The following is a 19088-nucleotide window of genomic DNA, read 5'->3' as shown; positions in this document are numbered from 1 at the left end:
TGGCCAGTTCGTCGTTGAAGTGGCCTTATTTGGCGATAAAGCCGCCCTTGGTCTGCGGGGCCGCTCCCACTTTCTCCAGGGTTTTGACTTCCACTTCGGTCTTGTTCCAGCTGTGGTCCACTTCACCACGGATACGGATCTGATCATCCGGGCCCACTTCGGTGCCACGCCACACATCCTGATCCACTTCGACCTCCACCTCACCGCTGGCATCGCGGAACAGATAGTTCTCGCCGCCCAGGTGCTTGACCAGTTTCCCTTCCAGGGTGGCCCAGCTGTCATCTGCCAGATCTTTCAGTTGAGCAACGGAAACCTTGTTCTGCTCTTGCGGGCCAGTATAGGCCGCCATGGCAAAAGAGGAGACAGACATCAGGGTCAACAGTCCGATTACGCTTGCGCTTGCCTTGTTCATTTCATACTCCTGTCGTTGGTATGGGGGCATTGTGCCGGGGGGGGCGTGAAACAAGTGTGAAAGAAATAGGCAGGTGTGATTGTCTGTTTTGTGAGCGCAAGCGATTTCATCGGTGGCGGAACATGTGTGATTTCATCTGGAACTGTAATCTGTCGCCTTCACCAGAAGTCAGTGGCAGCAGACTCTTCCCATGCCTGTCGCCACTCGAGGAGAAGTCCGCAGGTCTCACCTGCTTAATCGAAGAGCATAACAATATGAAAAAATGGCTTGTTTGTTTATTGGGGTTAATGGCATTAACCGCGCAAGCGGCAGAGGGACGCCAACCTTTTTCCCGGGTCGTGATGTTTGGTGACAGCCTCTCCGACACCGGCAAGATGTACAAAAAGATGCGGGGGTATCTCCCCTCCAGCCCACCCTACTTCAACGGGCGCTTCAGCAACGGCCCAGTGTGGCTGGAGCAGTTGGGTGACGAGCGTTTCCCCGGTCTGGTCGTGGCCAACGAGGCGGAAGGCGGTGCAACCGCGGTGGCCTATAACCATCTGGGGGCTCTGAATGGCTGGCTCGGTTTCTGGTCCTGGGATCCCAAATATCAGGTGATCAACAATCTCGATTACGAGATCGATCAGTTCCTGAAAAAGGACAAGTTCCGCCCCGATGATCTGGTGGTGATCTGGGTCGGTGCCAACGACTATCTGGCCTATGGCTGGAACACCGAGCGGGATGCGGATCGGGTGATCGATACCATCCGGCTGGCATCCAACCGGTTGGTGCTCAACGGCGCGCAGCAGATCCTGCTGTTCAACATTCCTGATCTGGGGCAGACCCCGTCAGCCCGCAGCATGAAGGTGGTGGAGAAGGTGCGCCATGTGGCCAGTTACCACAACCAGAAGTTGCAGAACCTCACTCGAGAGCTGGCTCCCCTTGGCATCGTGAAGCTGTTCGAAGTGGACAAGCAGTTTGACGAGATGATGCGCGATCCTCAGCAGTTCGGGCTGAGTGACACAGAACACGCTTGCTACGGTGGCGGCTATACATGGAAGCCGTTCTCCGGCAGCGCCGCCGAGGTGGCTGCGACCCCGGCTTTAAGTGTCTCCGAAAGAGTGGCTATTGCCGGTAACCCGATCCTGGCGCAGGCGGTTGTGAGCGGGCAGGCAAAAGGGCGAGCAGCGACCCTCAACTGCGATGAGCATATGTTCTGGGATCAGGTGCATCCGACCAGGACGGTGCACAAGGTACTGAGCCAGCGTGTTGCTGACTTTATCGATCAGCACTACGAGTTTGTTCGTCACTGATATCGCTTCGGGCCAGCATGTTGCTGGCCTTTTTCTCCTATCTGCCCTCATTTGTGCGTCTTTTTGCGTCACATTCAGTTCAAATAACAAACGTTTGTTGCTGTTTTTGTAACGTGGTTGCGTTAGAGTGTTTTTTGTTAATTGATATCAGTGACTTGAAAATAGGCTAACGTTGATATGCTGCGATCGCTTTTGGGTGGTTGCACCTATAAGACGAGGTGATATCAATCAACCTCCTCCTACATAAAGTTGCAGAGGCTCAAACATGAAAAAATCATTGATTACCTTGCTGGTTACCGGCTTGCTGGCGGCCAATGCCCAGGCTGCCGGTCAGGACAACACCTGGTATGGCGGTGCCAAACTGGGTTGGTCCAACTTCTACGGCATTGATGAAAGCAATGCCCTGACCCTTGGCAATGAGACCAACGATGCCTTGGGTGCAGGCGTGTTTGGCGGTTATCAGATCAACAAGAATCTGGGACTGGAGCTGGGTTACGACTATCTGGGCAATTACAAATACGATGCCACTACGGCGGCAGGCGCTTTCAGTGATGAAGTAAAAGCACAGCTGGCTCAACTGACCCTGAAACTGGGCTTCCCGGTTACCGATAATCTGGATCTGTATGGTCGTGTCGGTGGCGGTTATGGCTGGGCTGATACCAAGAGCGATGTCTACAAAGATGACAGCCGCTTTGTCATGGTCGGTGCACTGGGTGCCGAGTATGCGTTCAATCTCGACTGGGCCGCTCGCCTGGAGTACCAGTACACCACCCCGTATGGCAGCCGCGATGATACCGGTCTGAGAATGGATAACGGCCTGCTCTCACTGGCAGCGGTTTATCGCTTTGGTCAGGTTGCCCCTGTGGCGCCCGCCCCGGCTCCGGAACCTGCTCCTGCACCTGTGATGGTTGAGAAGCAGTTCACCCTGAGCTCCGATGTGCTGTTTGACTTCAACAAGGCGACTCTCAAGCCAGAGGCCAGTCAGGCACTGGATAGCCTCTATAGCCAGATTGAAGAGGCGCGACCCAAAGATGGCGTGGCAACCGTAATTGGCCACACCGACCGTATCGGTTCCGATGCCTACAACCAGAAGCTCTCCGAACAGCGTGCCCAGACCGTTGCCAACTATCTGGTTGGTAAAGGGATTCCGGCCGCCAAGATCAATGTGGAAGGTCGTGGTAAATCCTCACCGGTTACCGGCGACAGCTGCGTCAGCAAGTCCAAGCGTGAGCTGATCGTCTGCCTGGCTCCGGATCGCCGTGTTGATGTGAAAGTCGAAGGTGTCAGCGAGGTGCAGGAGTAATCCTTCACACTGAGCAGAGTTCCACTGGGGCTGGAATGAACAGCCCCTGTCGGAGCAAGAGAGACCAAAAAGCCAGTCAGTTGATCTGACTGGCTTTTTACATTGGCATTGCGGTCGGGCAGGGGACTAAATCAGGAAGGGAGCGGCATCACCCGGTTGCGTCCCAGCTCCTTGGCCTTGTAGAGCAGCTTGTCGGTACGTTCGACCAGACAGTCTGCGCTCTCCTGACCGTTGAACTCGCCCACGCCAAACGAGGCTGTGATGTGGTCGATGCGGCGGCCCGATTTGCGATCCAGAATCGACATCCGCTCGATGGCGCGGCGCATGCTCTCCGCCATCTGTCTGGCCAGCGCCAGCGAGCGATGGGGGACCAGCATGGCGAACTCCTCCCCACCCAGCCGATAGGCGGTGACCCCCTCCTTGCAGGCATCGCGCAGCCGTTTGCTGAATGCGCGCAGCACCTGATCGCCGAGCAGGTGACCGTACTCGTCGTTGAAGTTCTTGAAGCGATCGATATCGGCGAGGATCAGCGAGAAGGGGTGCTGGCTGCGGATCAACCCCTCCAGCTCCAGATCGAAGGCGCGGCGGTTGAGCAGGTTGGTGAGGGCATCCTCGTTGGCCAGTTTGCGCGTCTCGTTGAGTGCCGCCCGCAGCTCCTTGATCTCTTTCTCCGCATTGCTAAGCTGGTTGCGAAAGTGCATGGTGGACATGCGCACATCCCGCGACTCGCGCACCAGCTCCCGCAGGATCCCCATGGTGTCTTCCAGGCTGAAGCCCTCGTCATCAATGCGGCTGAGCTTGTCAAAACTCTTGTCGAGCATCTCCTGAAACATGCCGGTATCGGAGATGGCGTCCTGCATGGAGTGGCCGAGCTCGTTGGCCATGGCGGCGAGGCTCAGTTTCATCGCCTCCATCTGCTTCTCGTCCTGAGCGGCCAGATACTGGTGATAGAGTCGCTCGCAGGTGGTGAGCGAGCAGGTTCCCTGCATTTTGACTGCCTGATCGATCGCCTGGTTGAGCTCGGGCATGCTGGCCGAGACATAGTTGTACCACAGGTGGTAATTGTCCGGCGTCGTGGGGATCTGGTACTTGATCATCAAAGGCACCGCCTGTTTGAGATAGGCGGCGGATTGGGCAAATGTGTCCTTACTCATGAGTTCTGTGTCTCATCATGCCAGCGAACTGAAGATAGTATGACAGAGAGATTGGCCAAAAGGCAGCCGATGGATGCCATTCGCCCCCCCCTCCGATATAATGGCACCGTTACCACCTACCCTAAGGCCTGCTTATGTCTCAAAAAGATCCTTTCCTCGAACGCGAGGCCGAAAAATACGATAACCCCATCGCCAGTCGCGAGTTGATCCTGGAACTCATCAAGGGCCATGAAAAGCCCATGTCCCGTGAAGAGTTGGCCAAGGTCCTCAAGCTGAAAGATGAAGAGCCGTTGGAAGCCTTGCGTCGTCGTCTGCGCGCCATGGAGCGTGATGGACAACTGGTATTCACTCGCAACCAATGCTATGCCCTGCCGGATCGCCTGAATCTGGTCAAAGGTTATGTAATCGGCCACAAGGATGGCTTCGGTTTTCTGCGTCCGGAAGGTGGTGGTCCGGATCTGTATCTGAACAACCGAGAGATGCAACGCCTGATGCATGGCGATTACGTGCTGGTTCAGCCGACCGAGATCGACCGCAAGGGTCGTCAGGAAGCGCGTCTGGTGCGCCTGCTCAAGTCCCGTGAGGCAGACATTGTCGGCCGTTACTTCGTCGAGAATGGCGTTGGTTTCGTGGTGCCGGATGACAGCCGTATCGGCCAGGACATCATCATCCCGGAAGGTGAAAACAAAGGGGCTCGCCAGAGCCAGGTCGTGGTTGTGCGCATTAACCAGCGCGCCACCTCCCGCATCAATGCCGTCGGCACCGTCCTGGAAGTGCTGGGCGAGAACATGGCGCCGGGCATGGAGATCGAAATTGCCCTGCGTACCCACGGCATTCCGCACACCTGGCCGGAAGAGGTGACCAAAGAGGTTGCCGGTCTAGGCGAGCAGGTGCCGGAGAAAGCCAAAGAGGGCCGCATCGACCTGCGCGCTCTGCCGCTGGTGACCATCGACGGGGAAGACGCCCGTGACTTCGATGACGCCGTCTTCTGTGAAGCCAAGCGTGGTGGCGGCTGGCGCCTGTGGGTTGCCATTGCGGACGTTTCCGCTTACGTGAAGCCCGGCACGGCGCTGGATGCCGAAGCGTATCAGCGCGGCAACTCCGTCTACTTCCCCGAGTTCGTGGTGCCCATGCTGCCGGAGGTGCTCTCCAACGGCTTGTGTTCCCTGAACCCGCAAGTTGACCGCCTCTGCATGGTGTGCGAGATGACCATCTCCGCCGCTGGCCGCATGTCCGGCTACAAGTTCTACGAAGCGGTAATGAACTCTCACGCCCGTCTGACCTACACCAAGGTTGCCGCGATCCTCGATGGCGATCCCAAGCTGCGCCAGCAGTATGATCCGCTGGTGGGCCATATCGAGGAGCTCAACAACCTCTACAAGGCGCTCAAGCATGCCCGTCACCAGCGCGGTGCGGTGGAGTTCGAGAGCGAGGAGACCCGCTTCATCTTCAACGCCCAGCGCAAGATCGACCGCATCGTGCCGCTGGTGCGCAACGACGCCCACAAGATCATCGAAGAGTGCATGATCCAGGCGAACGTGGCAGCTGCCCGTTACATCGAGAAGAACGAAGCCTTTGCCCTGTTCCGGGTACACGATCGTCCTGGCGAAGAGCGTCTGACCGGTTTCCGCGACTTCCTGGCCGAACTGGGTCTGGAGCTCAAAGGCGGCCTCGAGCCCGAGCCGAAAGACTTTGCCGAGCTGGCTGCCAAGTTTGAAGGGCGCCCGGATGCGGAGCTGCTCTCCACCATGCTGCTGCGCTCCATGCGTCAGGCCATCTATCAGGCTGACAACATCGGTCACTTCGGTCTGGCGTTGAAGTCCTACGCGCACTTCACCTCGCCGATCCGTCGCTACCCAGACCTGATCCTGCACCGGGCGATCAAGTATCAGACCGCCAAGGAGCAACAGGGCAACCTGCGCCACAAGTGGACCCCGAGCGGTGGTTATCACTACCAGCTGGAAGAAGTGGACCCGATGGGCGAGCACTGCTCCATGACCGAGCGCCGTGCCGACGATGCCACTCGCGACGTGGCCGACTGGCTCAAGTGCGAGTACATGCTGGATCACGTGGGTGACGAGTTTGACGGCGTTATCGCCAGCGTCACCGGCTTTGGCTTCTTCGTGCGTCTGGCGGAGATCCACATCGATGGTCTGGTGCACGTCAGCACCCTCACCAACGACTACTACCAGTTTGATCCACTGCACATGCAGCTGATCGGCGAGAACTTCCGCCGTCGCTACCGTCTGGGCGACAAGGTGCGGGTCAAGGTGATGGGCGTCAATCTGGACGATCGCAAGATCGACTTCGTGATGGTGGAAGAGCCGCTCAAGGCCACCGGCAAGAACGCCAAAGAGATGGCGCGCAAGCAGGCCGAGATCAAGAAAGAGAAGGCCAAGAGCGCTCAGCGCCACGAAAAACGTAAAGAGGGCAAGGATCACGGCAAATCCGACAAGGGTGGCCGCGCCAAACCCAGCAACAGACGACCGGGCAAAAAAGCTCGCGATAAGGCCAAGGGTTAAGCCCTCGGCCTATGGCTTGGGTCCAGCGAGCCGGGGATAGGCTGTAACGGGCTGATGGTCCCGCGTTATCTTCGCCAGTGCCTGATAGTCTTGGCGATGAAAAAAATCCGAACCCTATTACCGGGGTTCGGGTTTTTTTATGGTCAGCGAAAAGGGGAGGGGCTCAGCCCTTCGGCGGAGAGCGGCCAAGCGCCGTGCCTATGGCGAGGGGCATACTCCCTGCGCGATGGTCACTCTATTGGCTGCTACGCAGCGCTCAGAACTATGGGGGGACTAATTTCCGGAATTCATCCCATACGTTTGAAATCTACTTTTATTGCCTCCGCTTCGGATTTCCATGCTTGAAACTTCTGTTGGATTTCGCGTCTCTGATTGAGCATCTGCCCTACCTCCACGACTTGCTGCCTGAGCTCAATATAGTTCCCAAAGAACATTTCCTTGAACTGGACAGAATTGATCAGTGTAAGCAGCTCCTCCCGCTGCTTCTCGAAATTGCTCACCATTTTGGCTATCGCATTCTGAAATTCGGTCTGGCGCTTATGCTCTTCCCAGCTATCCCATAGCTCAAACGCCAATCCTACTGCAGCAAGAGCCCCGTTCGCACCTTTGGCAAATTTGGTGGCACCCCAGGGCTTGAATTTAAGATACTTACCCAGGTCGACTCCAACGGACTTCGCGACATTCACAATGCCATCCCGGGCGGCCAAGACAGAGTCTTTATTAATGAACTTTCCGTTCAAGACATGGTTGACCCCCTGCTTGCCCAGCGACTTGATTGTGGTATTGAAGTGACTGACTTCGTTGTCAAAGCCAATCTGCATTTTTTCGACTTCCAGCGTAATTGGCTGAACCTGACGACTGAACTCATTCTGTAAGCGAGTGGCGATCACAATACCCTCAGAGCCGATTTCCCGCTCGAAGAAATCACCGAAGGTTTCGAGACTACAACCTTTCGCTTTGAGGATTAGGTCGGAAAAATATCGGACGACGAACTCCCGTAGCTCTATCCTCGCGTCTTCGATATCCCGCTCGGTAGTCGCCAGCTCAAGCTTCAAATGGCTATTTAGCTCATCCAGCTTGGTGACTTCCTGCGAGATCTTCTGGTCGTTCTCTATCGCTATCGGCAGCTGTTTGCTAAGAACATCGCGGATAACACTGGCGCGCATCTCTTCTGCAAGGGCGGCTGCACCACCGTTGTTATGAATCTTCTGCGCCGTCTCTGCCTGAAGCTCGGTAATATGTGACAGTTCTTTAAACTCATCGGGGTTCTGGAGCCAGTGGTCAGCGCCCAGATCAAACGGATTTGCCGCCACAGCAACTACCGATAGTTCTTTTTCTTCTTCATCGTCAAGCTCTATTGCCGCGCGAAGTCTACCAACGACGTTGTCATATTTAACTTTAAGGTTGTCCCGGTAGTCATCTTCATCTTCCACATCCGCTACTTCGTCGAAGCGGCTGAGTACGAATACTGTCCTGGGCAGAAGCCCCAAGCTCCGGAACAGCCAGGCCAGGTCGTCCTCGTGGCTCTCTTTGATCGGATTTGTCGGGTTCATGACATACAGAACCAGGTGTGCTTCGCTCACGTATTTCTTAGTAATGTCTTTATATTTTTCGATAGCCTGCTTCTCGGCGTTGTACTTTTCTTTGAAGCCAAACAGACCAGGGGTATCAATAAGTACAAAGTCCTCCCCCACCTCGTAGACCTTCACTTCATTAGAAGATTCACTGTGGCTGATTTTCATGCTGGACTTATCGAGCTGCTCCATCCAGGCGGCGGCAATAGACGTTTTACCCTCTGAAAAACCGCCGATGAGTGCAACCTTGAGCCGTTCGCCAGACACGGACTGTATGGCTGTTTGAAGCTTGGAACGCAGCTCTTGATCGATCGGAACCCCGGCCTTTTCACCTTGCGTCAAAAACTTCGAAAGCCTATTCAGCAGCTCCAGAGATTCGTTCTGCTGGCCTTTGAAAGTATTGAGAGTGTCTTTCATTTTAGCGCTCCTGTAGCTTCAATCATGCCCGACAAGGTCTTGATTTTTGTGTTCGACTTGTTAATGAGGTCGGCGAGGGTCCTCGCCTTGTTCACAGGCCTGGCGAGTGCCTGTTCAATACCACTGATTGTTTTTTCCATCTCTGGGAGTCCCTGTTTGAGACTTTCTTTCAGTGAATCGCGCAATTGGCCGGTTATATTTCTGAGGTTTTCATCAGCAGCTTTTCGTTGCTGTGCTTTTTTGTAACTGGAGCTTAGAAATCCACGCACGGCCTTGTATGCACCGATTGCAATACTGGCGGCTCCCATACCAATAACTAACCAGCTTGCTGGGTTCCACCACAGCAGAGCCCCACCAACGATTAGTGCCAGAAGGTTCGTCAATCGCAGACCATTGTCGATATCCAGTTTTAGGTCGAAGTCACGATCAATGTCAGCACTGGCAATCGTGGTGTAGATATCCGTCAACTCGCGACTTTTATCCTCGAAACGCTTAACTATTTTCTCAGTCTCCTTTCCAAAGCGTTCAATTTCCTTAGCCATCGCCTTCTTCAACCTTTCACTCAATCGCTCCTGATGGATTTCAATTAACTGCTTCAACTTGGTTTTAAAGGCGTCATTGCTAATATCGTCGTCAATTTCTGAATACACTTCGTTCAGAACATCGCTGTTGAAGCGATCAATCAATATCTCAGTGGATGATTCGAGACGTTTCCTGAATGATGAAAAGCCACTTCTGATTTGCTTCTTCGAACTCTGCTCACCAAGGTGGAGGTTTGATACCAACTCTGAAATTCCCTCTCCTACCTGCTCGAGGACGATAGCAGTCTTATCAAGAGCATCCTTCACCTTGAAAAGGTTGGCCCGTTGGATCTTTTGCTGACTTCCCTCCAGCAGACTGTCCTGTATAAGGCTGATAAATGCCACTACACCGGATAATTCGATCAGCTGTCCGGCTTCAAATTCGGATAGAGCTTTTTTGCTGCGTCTCGCGTTCTGTGTGTCGGGCGCAAAATGATCTGTTGCAGCTAAGAAAGCGGGTAGTGCGGTCAAAGGATGCACGCCCTGGAAATGCGATCCGAGCTGTTCCTCCATTTTTCCTTCAAGCTCCCGCAGACTAGCGCATTCATCTTCGGAGATCAGGGGACGATCTTTCAGCGCATACTTGGGATTTATTACTTTTTTATTGAAAACACACCAGACCTCCGTCGAAGCCCCCAGGTGCATTTTGATTTTCTCGAGGGTACCTTTCCGTCGCTTCTGATCCCCCGTTTGTGGAGGGGCGGGCTGGTTCGTAACGTAGAACACCGCATGGGCTGCCTGGAGGGCTTTTTCAATCTCCTCAGCGATCAGGCGTTCGGTACCTTCTATTCCTGGTACGTCGAGTAGTGCGAATTCTTGGCCAGCGACGCTTAAGTCGAATCGTTGCGTCGTTCGAGTAAAATCCGAACGGCCATCTCCTATAATTCTGCCGTCAGACAGAGCTTCAAGCTCTGGCAGGCGTTCCTTGAACCCCTGCAGTTTGTTCCTGGTGTCAGCCAACTGACTTTCCAGTCCTATTTTCTGTTCGTTCAGGGTCGACAGCTCGCTCTCGCATTCTGTTTCGATCTTGCGCAACTGTAGCTTTTCACGCGCAAAGGCCAGCTCCTCTTCCGTTTTCCGAAACAGGTGCAGAAACTTCTGCCACAAGGACGCCGTTCGTTTTTGCTCCAGTAACAGCTCACGATATTGGGTAATTTTGTTACTGGATTCCACACTTAGCTGTTCATATTTGGCAGACGTTTTTTCATATTCATCGCTGAGATCTTCAAGTGCTCGGCCGAGTCGCTCTGCCTCATGGTGCAGCCCGTCCAGTGCTTCAACTGTCAACCCGTGTTTGCTCTGGAATTCCCGGAACGCTTCCTGATCTTTCAGTTTGCTGGCTTCTTTCAGCAATATTCTCAGGGTCTCTATGATGGTGGATTTTCCGGCACCCGTTTCGCCATAAAACGCGATAGTGAATGTATCCCACTCAGCATTTGTCTCAAGTGCTTCCAGCTGACCCTGAAGGTTTGACCGATGCTTCTGGAGCAAGGCATGGGCCTCACGCTGAGCTACTTTCAATTGCTCATCATCTGACTCTGTGGTCAGTTCTCCGATAAGGCCATCCAGTTCAGCGTTAACCCCGTGATACAGTTCACGTGGATCATCTATATTCAGTTTCATGTAGTCATCTACTATTTTATTGCCTTCCCAAGCACTGCTTAATCTCTGATGTTAAACCTTGGCAAGGTTATTTAAAATCAAGGTGTTATTGTCTTCCATTTGAAACTTAACGTGTTCGCATGACTTCAGCATTTTACTCGCGGATTACCGTTGTGAGGAAAAACCGTGGAGGGGGCATGGCATGTGGCGGCAAGGCTACCGCCCTTGAATGTCAGCCTCCAGTCAGCTGCTTTTTACCGGCTTACCGGCGATATTGCACTGACATGACCCATGGGGGACTCTGACAAGTTTGTTGCCAAACGGCTATGTTAGCGAGCGATGCAGGATAGGGAAGCGGGAGATGATGGTTTTCTGGGCAAGATCAATAAATTAATCATCTTGAGCCGTGTTGCAGTCGAACATCCACAACGAAAGGGCTGATCTCCAAGGGCTGAAAATGGGAATGCGACCGTTTTGTGCACCGCGTAGCGAGCCCACTTAGTCACTGCCGGGCCGGGTCAGGTTCGCCATCAAGGATGATGGCGCAGCCGGATCAAGAGGCCTGTCATAGTTTCGCAGCTTGGCCTAGCAGCTTCCTCCTCCCTAGATGCCGGTCTCTCTGGTATGATGCGCCATCATTTAGCGACCGGTGACGACGCCAGTATCATGGCGGTCAGGCTGCCGGTACGGCCATTTTCTTCGGGGCGCATTCGCGCGACCCGACCTACGGATCTTGAACATGAGCACTGAACTTATCTACGGCATTCACGCTGTATCCGCGCTGCTGGAGCGCACCCCAGAGCGCTTTATCGAAGTGTGGGCCCTCAAGGGGCGGGATGACGACCGGCTGCAACCTCTGCTGGCCGAGCTGGAATCCCTCGGCCTCAAGGTGCAGAGCGTGAACCGCAAGACCCTTGATGACAAAGCGGAAGGCAACAATCACCAGGGCATCATGGCCCGGGTGAAAGAGGCGCCGAAGCTGGCCGAGCACGATCTGGCCAGCCTGCTGGACGAGTTGGCGGCACAACAGAGCCAGCCCTTCCTGCTGGTGCTGGATGGCGTGACCGATCCGCACAATCTCGGCGCCTGCCTGCGCAGCGCTGATGCCGCCGGGGTGCACGCGGTGATCGTGCCGCGCGACAAGGCCACGGGTCTCACCCCGATCGTGCGCAAGGTTGCCTGTGGCGCCGCCGAAGTGGTGCCGCTCATTCAGGTCACCAACCTGGCCCGCACCCTGCGCGAGCTGCAGGAGCGCGGCGTCTGGATCGTCGGCACCGCTGGCGAGGCCGATCACGACCTCTATCAGGCCAAGCTGACCGGCCCGATGGCGCTGGTGATGGGCGCCGAAGGCAAAGGTATGCGTCGTCTGACCCGCGAGCACTGCGACGAGCTGGTGAGCATCCCGATGGCGGGGGCGGTATCCAGCCTCAACGTCTCGGTGGCAACCGGCGTCTGCCTGTTTGAAGCCGTGCGTCAGCGTCGCGGTTAATCATGCTGACTGACAGACCCCCCTTCGATTGGGCGCAGGTCGCAGATAGAGAGGAGGCCGCGCGCCTCCTCTCTTTTGCCCGCCCGCTGACCCTCAGCCCGAAAAGCTGCCTCTGGCATGCTGGCGACAGCCCGGATCTGCTGGTCAGGGTGGAGCAGGGGCTGCTGCGGGCCAAGCTGGTGCTGGAGGATGGCCGCGAGTACATCAAGGAGTTCTACTGGGAGGGGGACGAGTTTCTCGACTTCCACCACCTGCTCAGTGGCGAGCCTGCCCGCTACAGCGTGGAGGCGCTGGAGCCCTGCCGTTTGCAGCTGTTCAGTCTTGCCGACTTGCGCCAGTTGCCCGGCTGGCCGCGCTGGTATCAGCACCTGCTGGAGGTGCAGCTGCGCATCAAGGAGGAGAAGGAGCAGTTGCTGCTGACCGGCAGCCCGCAGGCGCGCTATCAGCACTTTCTCGATAGCTTTCCTGCACTCGATGCCAGAGTGCCCGACCACCAGATCGCCGCCTATCTTGGCATTACTCCCATCAGCCTTAGCCGCATTCGCAAGCGACTGAAAGAACTTAACAAAGGTTAATGCGGGGCGCTGGCGCCACGATTATGCTGGCAGGCCGAACTGATAAGGAGTTGCCGATGAACTGGATCCTGAAACCCTGGTCTGAACTGACCACTGACGAGTTGTATGAGTTGCTGGCGCTGCGGGCCGAGGTGTTCGTGGTGGAGCAGACCTGCCCCTTTCAGGATCTGGACGGGCTCGATCGCCGCGACGGGGTCTGGCACCTGCTCGGCTATCAGGGCGACCAGCTTGCTGCTTACGCGCGGATTATGGCGCCCGGCATCGGCGATGAGAGCGGCGCTGCCATCGGCCGGGTGGTGACCTCACCCAAGGCGCGTGGCGGCGGTCTCGGTCATAAGCTGATCGGCGAGGCGGTCAAGGCGTGCGAGGCGCGCTGGCCGACCCACAGCATCTGGCTGGGGGCGCAGGCCCATCTGCAGGGCTTCTATGGCCAACACGGTTTTGTGGCGGAAGGGGAAGGCTATCTCGAAGATGATATCCCCCATATGGGAATGCGCAGAGTGGTGGCATAACCACTCGTCAGAGTGATTCAGAATGCAGAAGGGCCATCCCGCGGGATGGCCCTTCTCTTTATCGCCAGGCGATCACTTCTTCTTTTTCTTCTTGGCGGACTTCTTCTTGTCGACCGGCTTTTTCTTCTTCACCGGTACCCGCGCTTCTTTGTGTTTCGGGCGCAGCTCGTCGATCACCCGGCGCTTGAGGCGCTCCTCGGTGTAGCGCTCGATCTTGGCGACCATCGCCATGTCGTGGGCTTCCACCAGGCTGATGGCACAGCCACGGTTGCCAGCGCGGCCGGTACGGCCAATCCGGTGGACGTAAACGTCGGCGCCGTAGGGCATGTCGTAGTTGATGACATGGCTGACGTTCGGCAGGTCGATGCCGCGGGCGGCGACGTCGGTGGCGATCAGGAAGGGTACTTCCCCTTCGTGGAACTTGCGGATCGACTCGATACGCTTGCTCTGCTCCATCTCGCCACGGATCCAGGCGCAGGAGATACCAGCAGCCTGCAGCTGGCCGGAGAGCTCCGCCAGACGCTCGCGGGTCTTGACGAAGATGATGGCTTTCTGGGTTTCCGAATCTTTCAGGATATGGGTCAGCAGCGCCAGCTTGTGGGCGGCGTCATCAGCCAGATGGATCCACTGGGTAATGGGGCGACGTTCGCTGCGGGGCGGTTCGGCGTGCAGCTCCACCGGATCCTTGAGGATCTCGTTGGCGAACTTCTCAAGGCCGGCACCTTCCAGGGTGGCGGAGAAGAGCATGGTGTGCTTGCGGTAGCGCGCCTCTTCCACGATGCGGTTCACATCCTTGATAAAGCCCATGTCCAGCATGCGGTCCGCTTCATCCAGCACCAGCACTTCGATGTCGTGGCTCTCGAACTCCTCTTTCTCGATGTACTCGAGCAGACGGCCCGGGGTGGCGACCACGATGTCGGTGGTTTTGGTCAGGGCTGGCAGCTGCTCTTCATGGCTGACGCCGCCGATGATGGTCTCGATGCTGAGGTTGGTGTGAGCCGCCAGCGCCTTGGCGTGGGCGGTCACCTGCAGGGCCAGTTCGCGGGTCGGGGTCAGGATCAGCATGCGGCAGGGGCCCGGCTTGCGGCGCGGGAAGTCCAGCAGGTGCTGGAGTGCCGGCAGCAGGAAAGAGGCGGTCTTGCCGGTACCGGTCGGTGCGGATGCCAGAATATCGCGGCCGTCCAGGGCTGGCTCCAGCACCATCTGCTGGATGGTGGTGGGGCGGGTGAATCCCATCTCGGCCAAGGCCCGGTTGAGGGCTGGGTGCAGGTCGAAATCATCAAAGGACTGGCTCATGGCAATACTCGGTCATTAAGGAAACGGCAGATTATAGGCGATTATCTCGTCGGCTCCTATTGGTGAGTGTGTCTTAGCCGCTATAATCGCCCACCATTTTTGCAGATGACGGGGGCCAGATGGGACGTAGTCGCGGATTTACCTTCAAACAGTTCCATATCAATCACGATCGCTGCGCCATGAAGGTAGGCACCGATGGCATTTTGCTAGGTGCCTGGGCGCCGGTCGAACAGGTGCGTCGAGTGCTCGATATCGGCACCGGCAGCGGCCTGATTGCCCTGATGCTGGCCCAGCGCAGCAGATCTGACTGCCGTCTTGATGCGGTCGAGCTGGATATTAATGCGGCCAGTCAGGCGCGGGAGAATGCGGCTGCCTCTCCCTGGGCCGATCGGGTGACCGTCATAGAGAGTGCCATTCAGGATTATCAGGCAGCCCCTTACGATCTTGTCGTCTCCAACCCTCCCTATTTCGTGGCAGGCCAGTCATTTAGCGATCCGGCGCGGGCGTTGGCCCGCCATACCGGCGCCCTCGACAGCCACGCATTACTGGCGGCCTGCGATCGTTTGCTGAGCCCGAACGGGCAGGTGGCGCTGGTGCTGCCGACGGCGATGGCCGATGAAATTTTATGCATTTCGGCGAATTATGATCTGCATGGCATTTGTTATACAGCTGTTATCACCAGAGAGGGTAAAGAGGCAAATCGTGTTTTATTGCTACTTGGCAGAGGATTAAACAGGTGTGAGAGGGGTGAAATTGTGATCCATTCTGCTGATGGGGCCTATTCCGACAGATATATCCAACTGACCAACCCCTTCTATTTGAAGATGTAAATTTCGTCTTGAACTATTTTTTCACGCCATTATGCTGGTTCCAGATCGAGCGCCCGCTCCAGACCAGCTAAAACCACTGGTTGCGATGAAAAAACATGCGGGGCTCTTTTTTTATACCCCCTGAACACACCCGGTCAGCGACCGATAAAAACTATAACAAGCAATAATTTACAAGACAGACGAGGTTGAACTTGACGAAATCACTCACATTGTCCGATGTACTCGGATTAGGGTTTATGACCTTCGCCTTCTACCTGGGCGCCGGTAACATCATTTTCCCGCCGTTGGCCGGTTACATGGCTGGTGAGCACCTCTCCCTGGCGATGTTTGGCTTCCTGGTTACTGCCGTGGGCCTGCCTCTGGTGACCATTCTGGCCGTGGCGAAAGCCGGTAACGGTTGGGCTGGCATGACCAAGCTGCTGCCTGCCGGTGTTGCGACTGCGCTGGCCGTTGCCATCTATATCATCATAGGCCCGGCTTTTGCCGCGCCCCGTACCGGTCTGGTTGCCTATGAAATGGGCCTCAAGCCATTCATCGGTGACATGGGGCAGGCGGGTCTGGCGGCCTATACCGTGATCTTCTTTGGTGTGGCCATTCTGGTCTCCATGAACCAGGGCAAGCTGATGGACGCCATCGGCAAATACCTGACTCCGGTACTGATGCTGCTGCTGCTGACTCTGGCGATCGGTGTATTCTTAGCACCGCAAGGCTCCATGCCTGATGCGTCCGGTGACTATCAGAACAGCCCCTTCGTGAAAGGGATCCTGGAAGGCTACAACACCATGGACACCCTGGCGTCCCTGATGTTTGGCGCCCTGATCGTCGATCTGCTGCGCCAGAAAGGCATCAACGATTACAAGAGCCAGTTCAAGTATCTGGCCATTGCTGGCTTTATCTCTGCCGTTGGTCTGAGCGTGGTGTACGTATCCCTGTTCCAGCTGGGCAACACTGCCGCCGGCGTGGCGACCGATGTCAGCAACGGTGGCGCTATCGTCAACGCTTACGTACTGAGCCTGTTTGGTCAGCCGGGTCAGTTCATTCTGGCGGCCATCATCACTCTGGCGTGCTTTACCACTGCAGTCGGTCTGATCTCTGCCTGTTCCGATTTCTTCCACAATCTGACCGGTATGGCTTACAAGAAGCTGGTGGTGTTGCTGGGCGTTATCTGTGCCGTGGTGGCCAACGTGGGCCTGAGCCAGCTGATCAGCCTCTCCATTCCGGTGCTGGTTGCCATCTATCCAGTTGCCGTGGCGCTGGTACTGGTCACCTTCATGAAGGGTTACTTCGGCCGTCCCCGTCTGGTGTTCCGTGGCGTGTTGATGGTTGCCTTCCTGTTCGGTTGCCTGGATGGTCTGGGTGCTGCCGGTATGAAGATGGATGCGTTTGCCTTCCTGCCGCTGTTCGACAAAGGCCTCGCCTGGCTGATGCCGACCCTGCTGGCCTGCGTAGTTGGCGTGATGGTGCGTCCAACCGAGATGGCTGCCGAAGCTGCCTGATCACACCCGATCTGATATTGCCAAGAGCCTGCCCCGTGCAGGCTCTTTTGTTTTCTGTGAGCCTAGCTTCTCGCCTCGCTTTGCTGCCGTAATTGTCACTGTACGCAGATAGCATCTGAGCAGCCGTATCTTGCCGCTATAACCAGTTCCCCCTTCTCACTTCCCATAGGGCACGTGCGACACCTGTTTATGGAGCGCCGAGTTGTTCGGCGATTAATTCCGCAGCGGTAAATTGTTTCAAGATATTAATTGGTGATTGAGATCGAACTCCTCTTCTTTATGCTAAAGGTGGTGCGCCTCATCCGGTCCGCGGGCCGTGTGGGGGCGAGAGGTATTGTTACCGGTTATCTGCCAGGCAGTGGGTGCAATCAATAACAAGCTGATAAGGCAGATGAGGTTGAGTTTGACGAAATCATTGAAGTTGTCCGACGTATTCGGATTGGGGTTTATGACGTTTGCCTTCTATCTGGGGGCTGGCAATATCATTTTTCCGCCGCTGGCCGGTTTTATGGCTGGTGAGCATCTGCTGGCCGCCATGTGCGGCTTTTTGGTGACGGCAGTGGGCTTGCCGCTGATCACCCTGATTGCGGTGGCCAAGGGGAGTTCGGGGGGAGGCGCGAGTGGGTGGACCGGAATGACCCGCTATCTGCCCGCCGGGGCGGCGACGGCACTGGCCATCGCCATCTATATCATCATGGGGCCCGCCTTTGCCATTCCCCGCACCGGTCTGGTCGCCTACGAGATGGGGCTCAAGCCCTGGCTTGGCGATACCGGTCATGCGGGGCTGCTGATCTACACCCTGAGTTTCTTTGCGCTGGTGATCCTGGTGGCGCTCGATCGGGGCAAGCTGCTCGATGCGGTCGGCAAGTATCTGACCCCAGCCCTGATGGCGATGCTGCTTATTCTGGCGGTCGGGGTCTTTATGACGCCGCAGGGCACCATGCCTGATGCCAGCGGTGAGTACATAGATGCAGCCCTGACCAAGGGGATGCTGGAGGGGTACAACACCATGGATACCCTGGCCTCCCTGATGTTTGGCGCCCTGATCATCGGGTTGCTGCGTCAGAAGGGGATCGAGGATTATCGCAGCCAGTTCAAATATCTGACCATTGCGGGCTTGATCTCGGCGGTCGGGTTGTCGGCGGTGTATGTCTCGCTCTTTCAGCTGGGCAACAGTGCCGGTGGGGTGGCGAGCGATATCAGCAATGGTGGGGCCATCGTCAATGCCTACGTCCTGAGTCTGTTTGGTCAACCGGGCCAGTTTATTCTGGCAGCCATCATCACCCTGGCTTGTTTTACCAGCGCGGTCGGCCTGCTCTGTGCCGGTGCCGACTACTTCCATGGCCTGACAGGTTGGGCTATCGCAACTGGGTGATCCTGCTGGGGGCGCTCTGTGCACTGGTGGCCAATGTGGGGTTGAGCGAGCTGATCGGCCTCTCCATCCCGGTGCTGGTGGCCATCTATCCGGTCGCCATCGCGCTGGTGCTGGTGACCTTCCTCAAGGGATGGTTTGCCCAGCCACGGCTGGTGTTTCGCGGTGTGCTGACGGTCGCCTTTCTGTTTGGTTGCCTCGATGGGCTGGGGGCTGCCGGGATGGCGATGGACGGCTTTGCCTTCCTGCCGCTGTTCGACAGGGGGCTTGCCTGGCTGCTGCCGACCCTGTTGGCCTGCATCGTCGGCATCCTGGTGCGACCAAGCGGTAAGCTGGCTGCCGAAGCGGCTTGATTCAGAAACAACGAGATAGCAAAGAGGCCAGCAGCTGCTGGCCTCTTCTGTTTCTGCCGGATCCGTTATCGGATCAGATTTGCGGGCCTGACGGCTTGGGTTTTCCCTCCAGACCATACCAGTGGGTTTCTACCCGTCCGGCATGCCACTCGAAGGTGCCCCAAGGCTGCTTGGCTTCCCAGCGCGGGAAGTTGATGAGCACCCGGTTATCTTCGTACTTGTAGAGGGAGGTGCTGATCTGAATGTCCGACAGGATCAACAGCAGGGCCCAGCAGATGAAAATCCATTTCAATGCTTTCCACATAGGG

At 56.4% G+C, this 19088-nt stretch carries 14 protein-coding genes and 1 pseudogene; 9 read left to right on the top strand and 6 right to left on the bottom strand.

The genetic code is table 11. The features are described 5' to 3' along the window. Positions 1-25: 25 nt before the first annotated feature. Entirely contained in the window at positions 26-412 is a 387-nt protein-coding gene (locus OKB77_RS13835; RefSeq protein WP_005335826.1) for a YgiW/YdeI family stress tolerance OB fold protein, read from the bottom strand. A 254-nt stretch (positions 413-666) separates the two neighbouring features. Here OKB77_RS13835 and OKB77_RS13830 point away from each other — a divergent pair, with 254 nt between their 5' ends. Both OKB77_RS13830 and ompA read left to right on the top strand, forming a co-directional pair. After that, positions 667-1704, top strand: a complete 1038-nt coding sequence (locus OKB77_RS13830; protein ID WP_042081581.1) for an SGNH/GDSL hydrolase family protein — start codon at positions 667-669, stop codon at positions 1702-1704. A 265-nt stretch (positions 1705-1969) separates the two neighbouring features. Continuing rightward, positions 1970-3007: a porin OmpA gene (gene ompA, locus OKB77_RS13825; RefSeq protein WP_005335824.1), complete on the top strand. Its 1038-nt coding sequence runs from the start codon at positions 1970-1972 to the stop codon at positions 3005-3007. A 131-nt stretch (positions 3008-3138) separates the two neighbouring features. Here the strand turns inward: ompA and OKB77_RS13820 are convergent, their stop codons facing one another. Then, a complete protein-coding gene (locus OKB77_RS13820) occupies positions 3139-4161 on the bottom strand; it encodes a GGDEF domain-containing protein (protein WP_019445736.1) in 1023 nt (340 codons plus the stop codon). Positions 4162-4295: 134 nt separating this feature from the next. On the opposite strand from OKB77_RS13820, the gene rnr reads away from it, so the two are divergent. Next, positions 4296-6683, top strand: coding sequence for a ribonuclease R (gene rnr / locus OKB77_RS13815; RefSeq protein ID WP_064341649.1), 2388 nt, complete (start codon positions 4296-4298; stop codon positions 6681-6683). A 287-nt stretch (positions 6684-6970) separates the two neighbouring features. Here the strand turns inward: rnr and OKB77_RS13810 are convergent, their stop codons facing one another. Both OKB77_RS13810 and OKB77_RS13805 read right to left on the bottom strand, forming a co-directional pair. Beyond that, the gene (locus OKB77_RS13810; protein ID WP_064341650.1) at positions 6971-8674 is read right to left on the bottom strand and encodes a LeoA/HP0731 family dynamin-like GTPase; all 1704 of its coding nucleotides are present in this window, start codon (positions 8672-8674) and stop codon (positions 6971-6973) included. Then, positions 8671-10878 (bottom strand): AAA family ATPase, encoded by a 2208-nt coding sequence (locus tag OKB77_RS13805; RefSeq protein ID WP_064341651.1) that lies wholly within the window; start codon positions 10876-10878, stop codon positions 8671-8673. Before OKB77_RS13805 ends, OKB77_RS13810 begins: the two co-directional genes overlap by 4 nt. Positions 10879-11596: 718 nt before the next feature. On the opposite strand from OKB77_RS13805, the gene rlmB reads away from it, so the two are divergent. Genes rlmB through OKB77_RS13790 form a run of 3 tightly spaced genes read left to right on the top strand, consistent with a single transcriptional unit; the run spans position 11597 to position 13433 of the window. Next, a complete protein-coding gene (gene rlmB / locus OKB77_RS13800; protein WP_064341652.1) occupies positions 11597-12346 on the top strand; it encodes a 23S rRNA (guanosine(2251)-2'-O)-methyltransferase RlmB in 750 nt (249 codons plus the stop codon). A gap of 2 nt (positions 12347-12348) precedes the next feature. Next, positions 12349-12921, top strand: a complete 573-nt coding sequence (locus OKB77_RS13795; protein ID WP_005354833.1) for a Crp/Fnr family transcriptional regulator — start codon at positions 12349-12351, stop codon at positions 12919-12921. Between the two features lie 56 nt (positions 12922-12977). Beyond that, positions 12978-13433, top strand: coding sequence for a GNAT family N-acetyltransferase (locus OKB77_RS13790; RefSeq protein ID WP_064341653.1), 456 nt, complete (start codon positions 12978-12980; stop codon positions 13431-13433). Positions 13434-13505: 72 nt separating this feature from the next. Here OKB77_RS13790 and srmB read toward each other — a convergent pair whose 3' ends face one another. After that, a complete protein-coding gene (gene srmB / locus OKB77_RS13785; RefSeq protein WP_064341654.1) occupies positions 13506-14729 on the bottom strand; it encodes an ATP-dependent RNA helicase SrmB in 1224 nt (407 codons plus the stop codon). A gap of 119 nt (positions 14730-14848) precedes the next feature. On the opposite strand from srmB, the gene OKB77_RS13780 reads away from it, so the two are divergent. The 3 genes and pseudogenes from OKB77_RS13780 (at position 14849) to brnQ (OKB77_RS13770) (ending at position 18780) form a co-directional block, all read left to right on the top strand. Then, positions 14849-15559, top strand: coding sequence for a tRNA1(Val) (adenine(37)-N6)-methyltransferase (locus OKB77_RS13780; RefSeq protein WP_123172334.1), 711 nt, complete (start codon positions 14849-14851; stop codon positions 15557-15559). 191 nt (positions 15560-15750) lie between these two features. Then, complete coding sequence (gene brnQ, locus OKB77_RS13775) at positions 15751-17055, top strand: branched-chain amino acid transport system II carrier protein (RefSeq protein ID WP_123172335.1); 1305 nt, start codon at positions 15751-15753, stop codon at positions 17053-17055. A 448-nt stretch (positions 17056-17503) separates the two neighbouring features. Then, positions 17504-18780 (top strand): annotated as a pseudogene (brnQ, locus tag OKB77_RS13770) (branched-chain amino acid transport system II carrier protein). A 73-nt stretch (positions 18781-18853) separates the two neighbouring features. Here brnQ (OKB77_RS13770) and OKB77_RS13765 read toward each other — a convergent pair. Then, positions 18854-19084, bottom strand: a complete 231-nt coding sequence (locus tag OKB77_RS13765) for a hypothetical protein (protein ID WP_040066994.1) — start codon at positions 19082-19084, stop codon at positions 18854-18856. Positions 19085-19088: the final 4 nt, after the last annotated feature.

Origin of the sequence: Aeromonas sp. Y318-3 (assembly GCF_027706185.1) — a bacterium.
In the GTDB taxonomy this organism is placed as follows: Bacteria; Pseudomonadota; Gammaproteobacteria; order Enterobacterales; family Aeromonadaceae; genus Aeromonas; species Aeromonas veronii.
The sequence above is the reverse complement of the archived record's forward strand: the minus strand, read 5'-3'. Positions and strand labels throughout refer to the sequence as shown.

What these genes read in the sequence shown, in the direction of transcription:
- srmB (WP_064341654.1), bottom strand. Translation starts at nt 14,729, where the DNA reads ATGAGCCAGTCCTTTGATGATTTCGACCTGCACCCAGCCCTCAACCGG.
- OKB77_RS13765 (WP_040066994.1), bottom strand. Translation starts at nt 19,084, where the DNA reads ATGTGGAAAGCATTGAAATGGATTTTCATCTGCTGGGCCCTGCTGTTG.
- OKB77_RS13795 (WP_005354833.1), top strand. Translation starts at nt 12,349, where the DNA reads ATGCTGACTGACAGACCCCCCTTCGATTGGGCGCAGGTCGCAGATAGA.
- OKB77_RS13780 (WP_123172334.1), top strand. Translation starts at nt 14,849, where the DNA reads ATGGGACGTAGTCGCGGATTTACCTTCAAACAGTTCCATATCAATCAC.
- OKB77_RS13830 (WP_042081581.1), top strand. Translation starts at nt 667, where the DNA reads ATGAAAAAATGGCTTGTTTGTTTATTGGGGTTAATGGCATTAACCGCG.
- ompA (WP_005335824.1), top strand. Translation starts at nt 1,970, where the DNA reads ATGAAAAAATCATTGATTACCTTGCTGGTTACCGGCTTGCTGGCGGCC.
- OKB77_RS13790 (WP_064341653.1), top strand. Translation starts at nt 12,978, where the DNA reads ATGAACTGGATCCTGAAACCCTGGTCTGAACTGACCACTGACGAGTTG.
- OKB77_RS13835 (WP_005335826.1), bottom strand. Translation starts at nt 412, where the DNA reads ATGAACAAGGCAAGCGCAAGCGTAATCGGACTGTTGACCCTGATGTCT.
- OKB77_RS13820 (WP_019445736.1), bottom strand. Translation starts at nt 4,161, where the DNA reads ATGAGTAAGGACACATTTGCCCAATCCGCCGCCTATCTCAAACAGGCG.
- OKB77_RS13810 (WP_064341650.1), bottom strand. Translation starts at nt 8,674, where the DNA reads ATGAAAGACACTCTCAATACTTTCAAAGGCCAGCAGAACGAATCTCTG.
- rlmB (WP_064341652.1), top strand. Translation starts at nt 11,597, where the DNA reads ATGAGCACTGAACTTATCTACGGCATTCACGCTGTATCCGCGCTGCTG.
- OKB77_RS13805 (WP_064341651.1), bottom strand. Translation starts at nt 10,878, where the DNA reads ATGAAACTGAATATAGATGATCCACGTGAACTGTATCACGGGGTTAAC.
- rnr (WP_064341649.1), top strand. Translation starts at nt 4,296, where the DNA reads ATGTCTCAAAAAGATCCTTTCCTCGAACGCGAGGCCGAAAAATACGAT.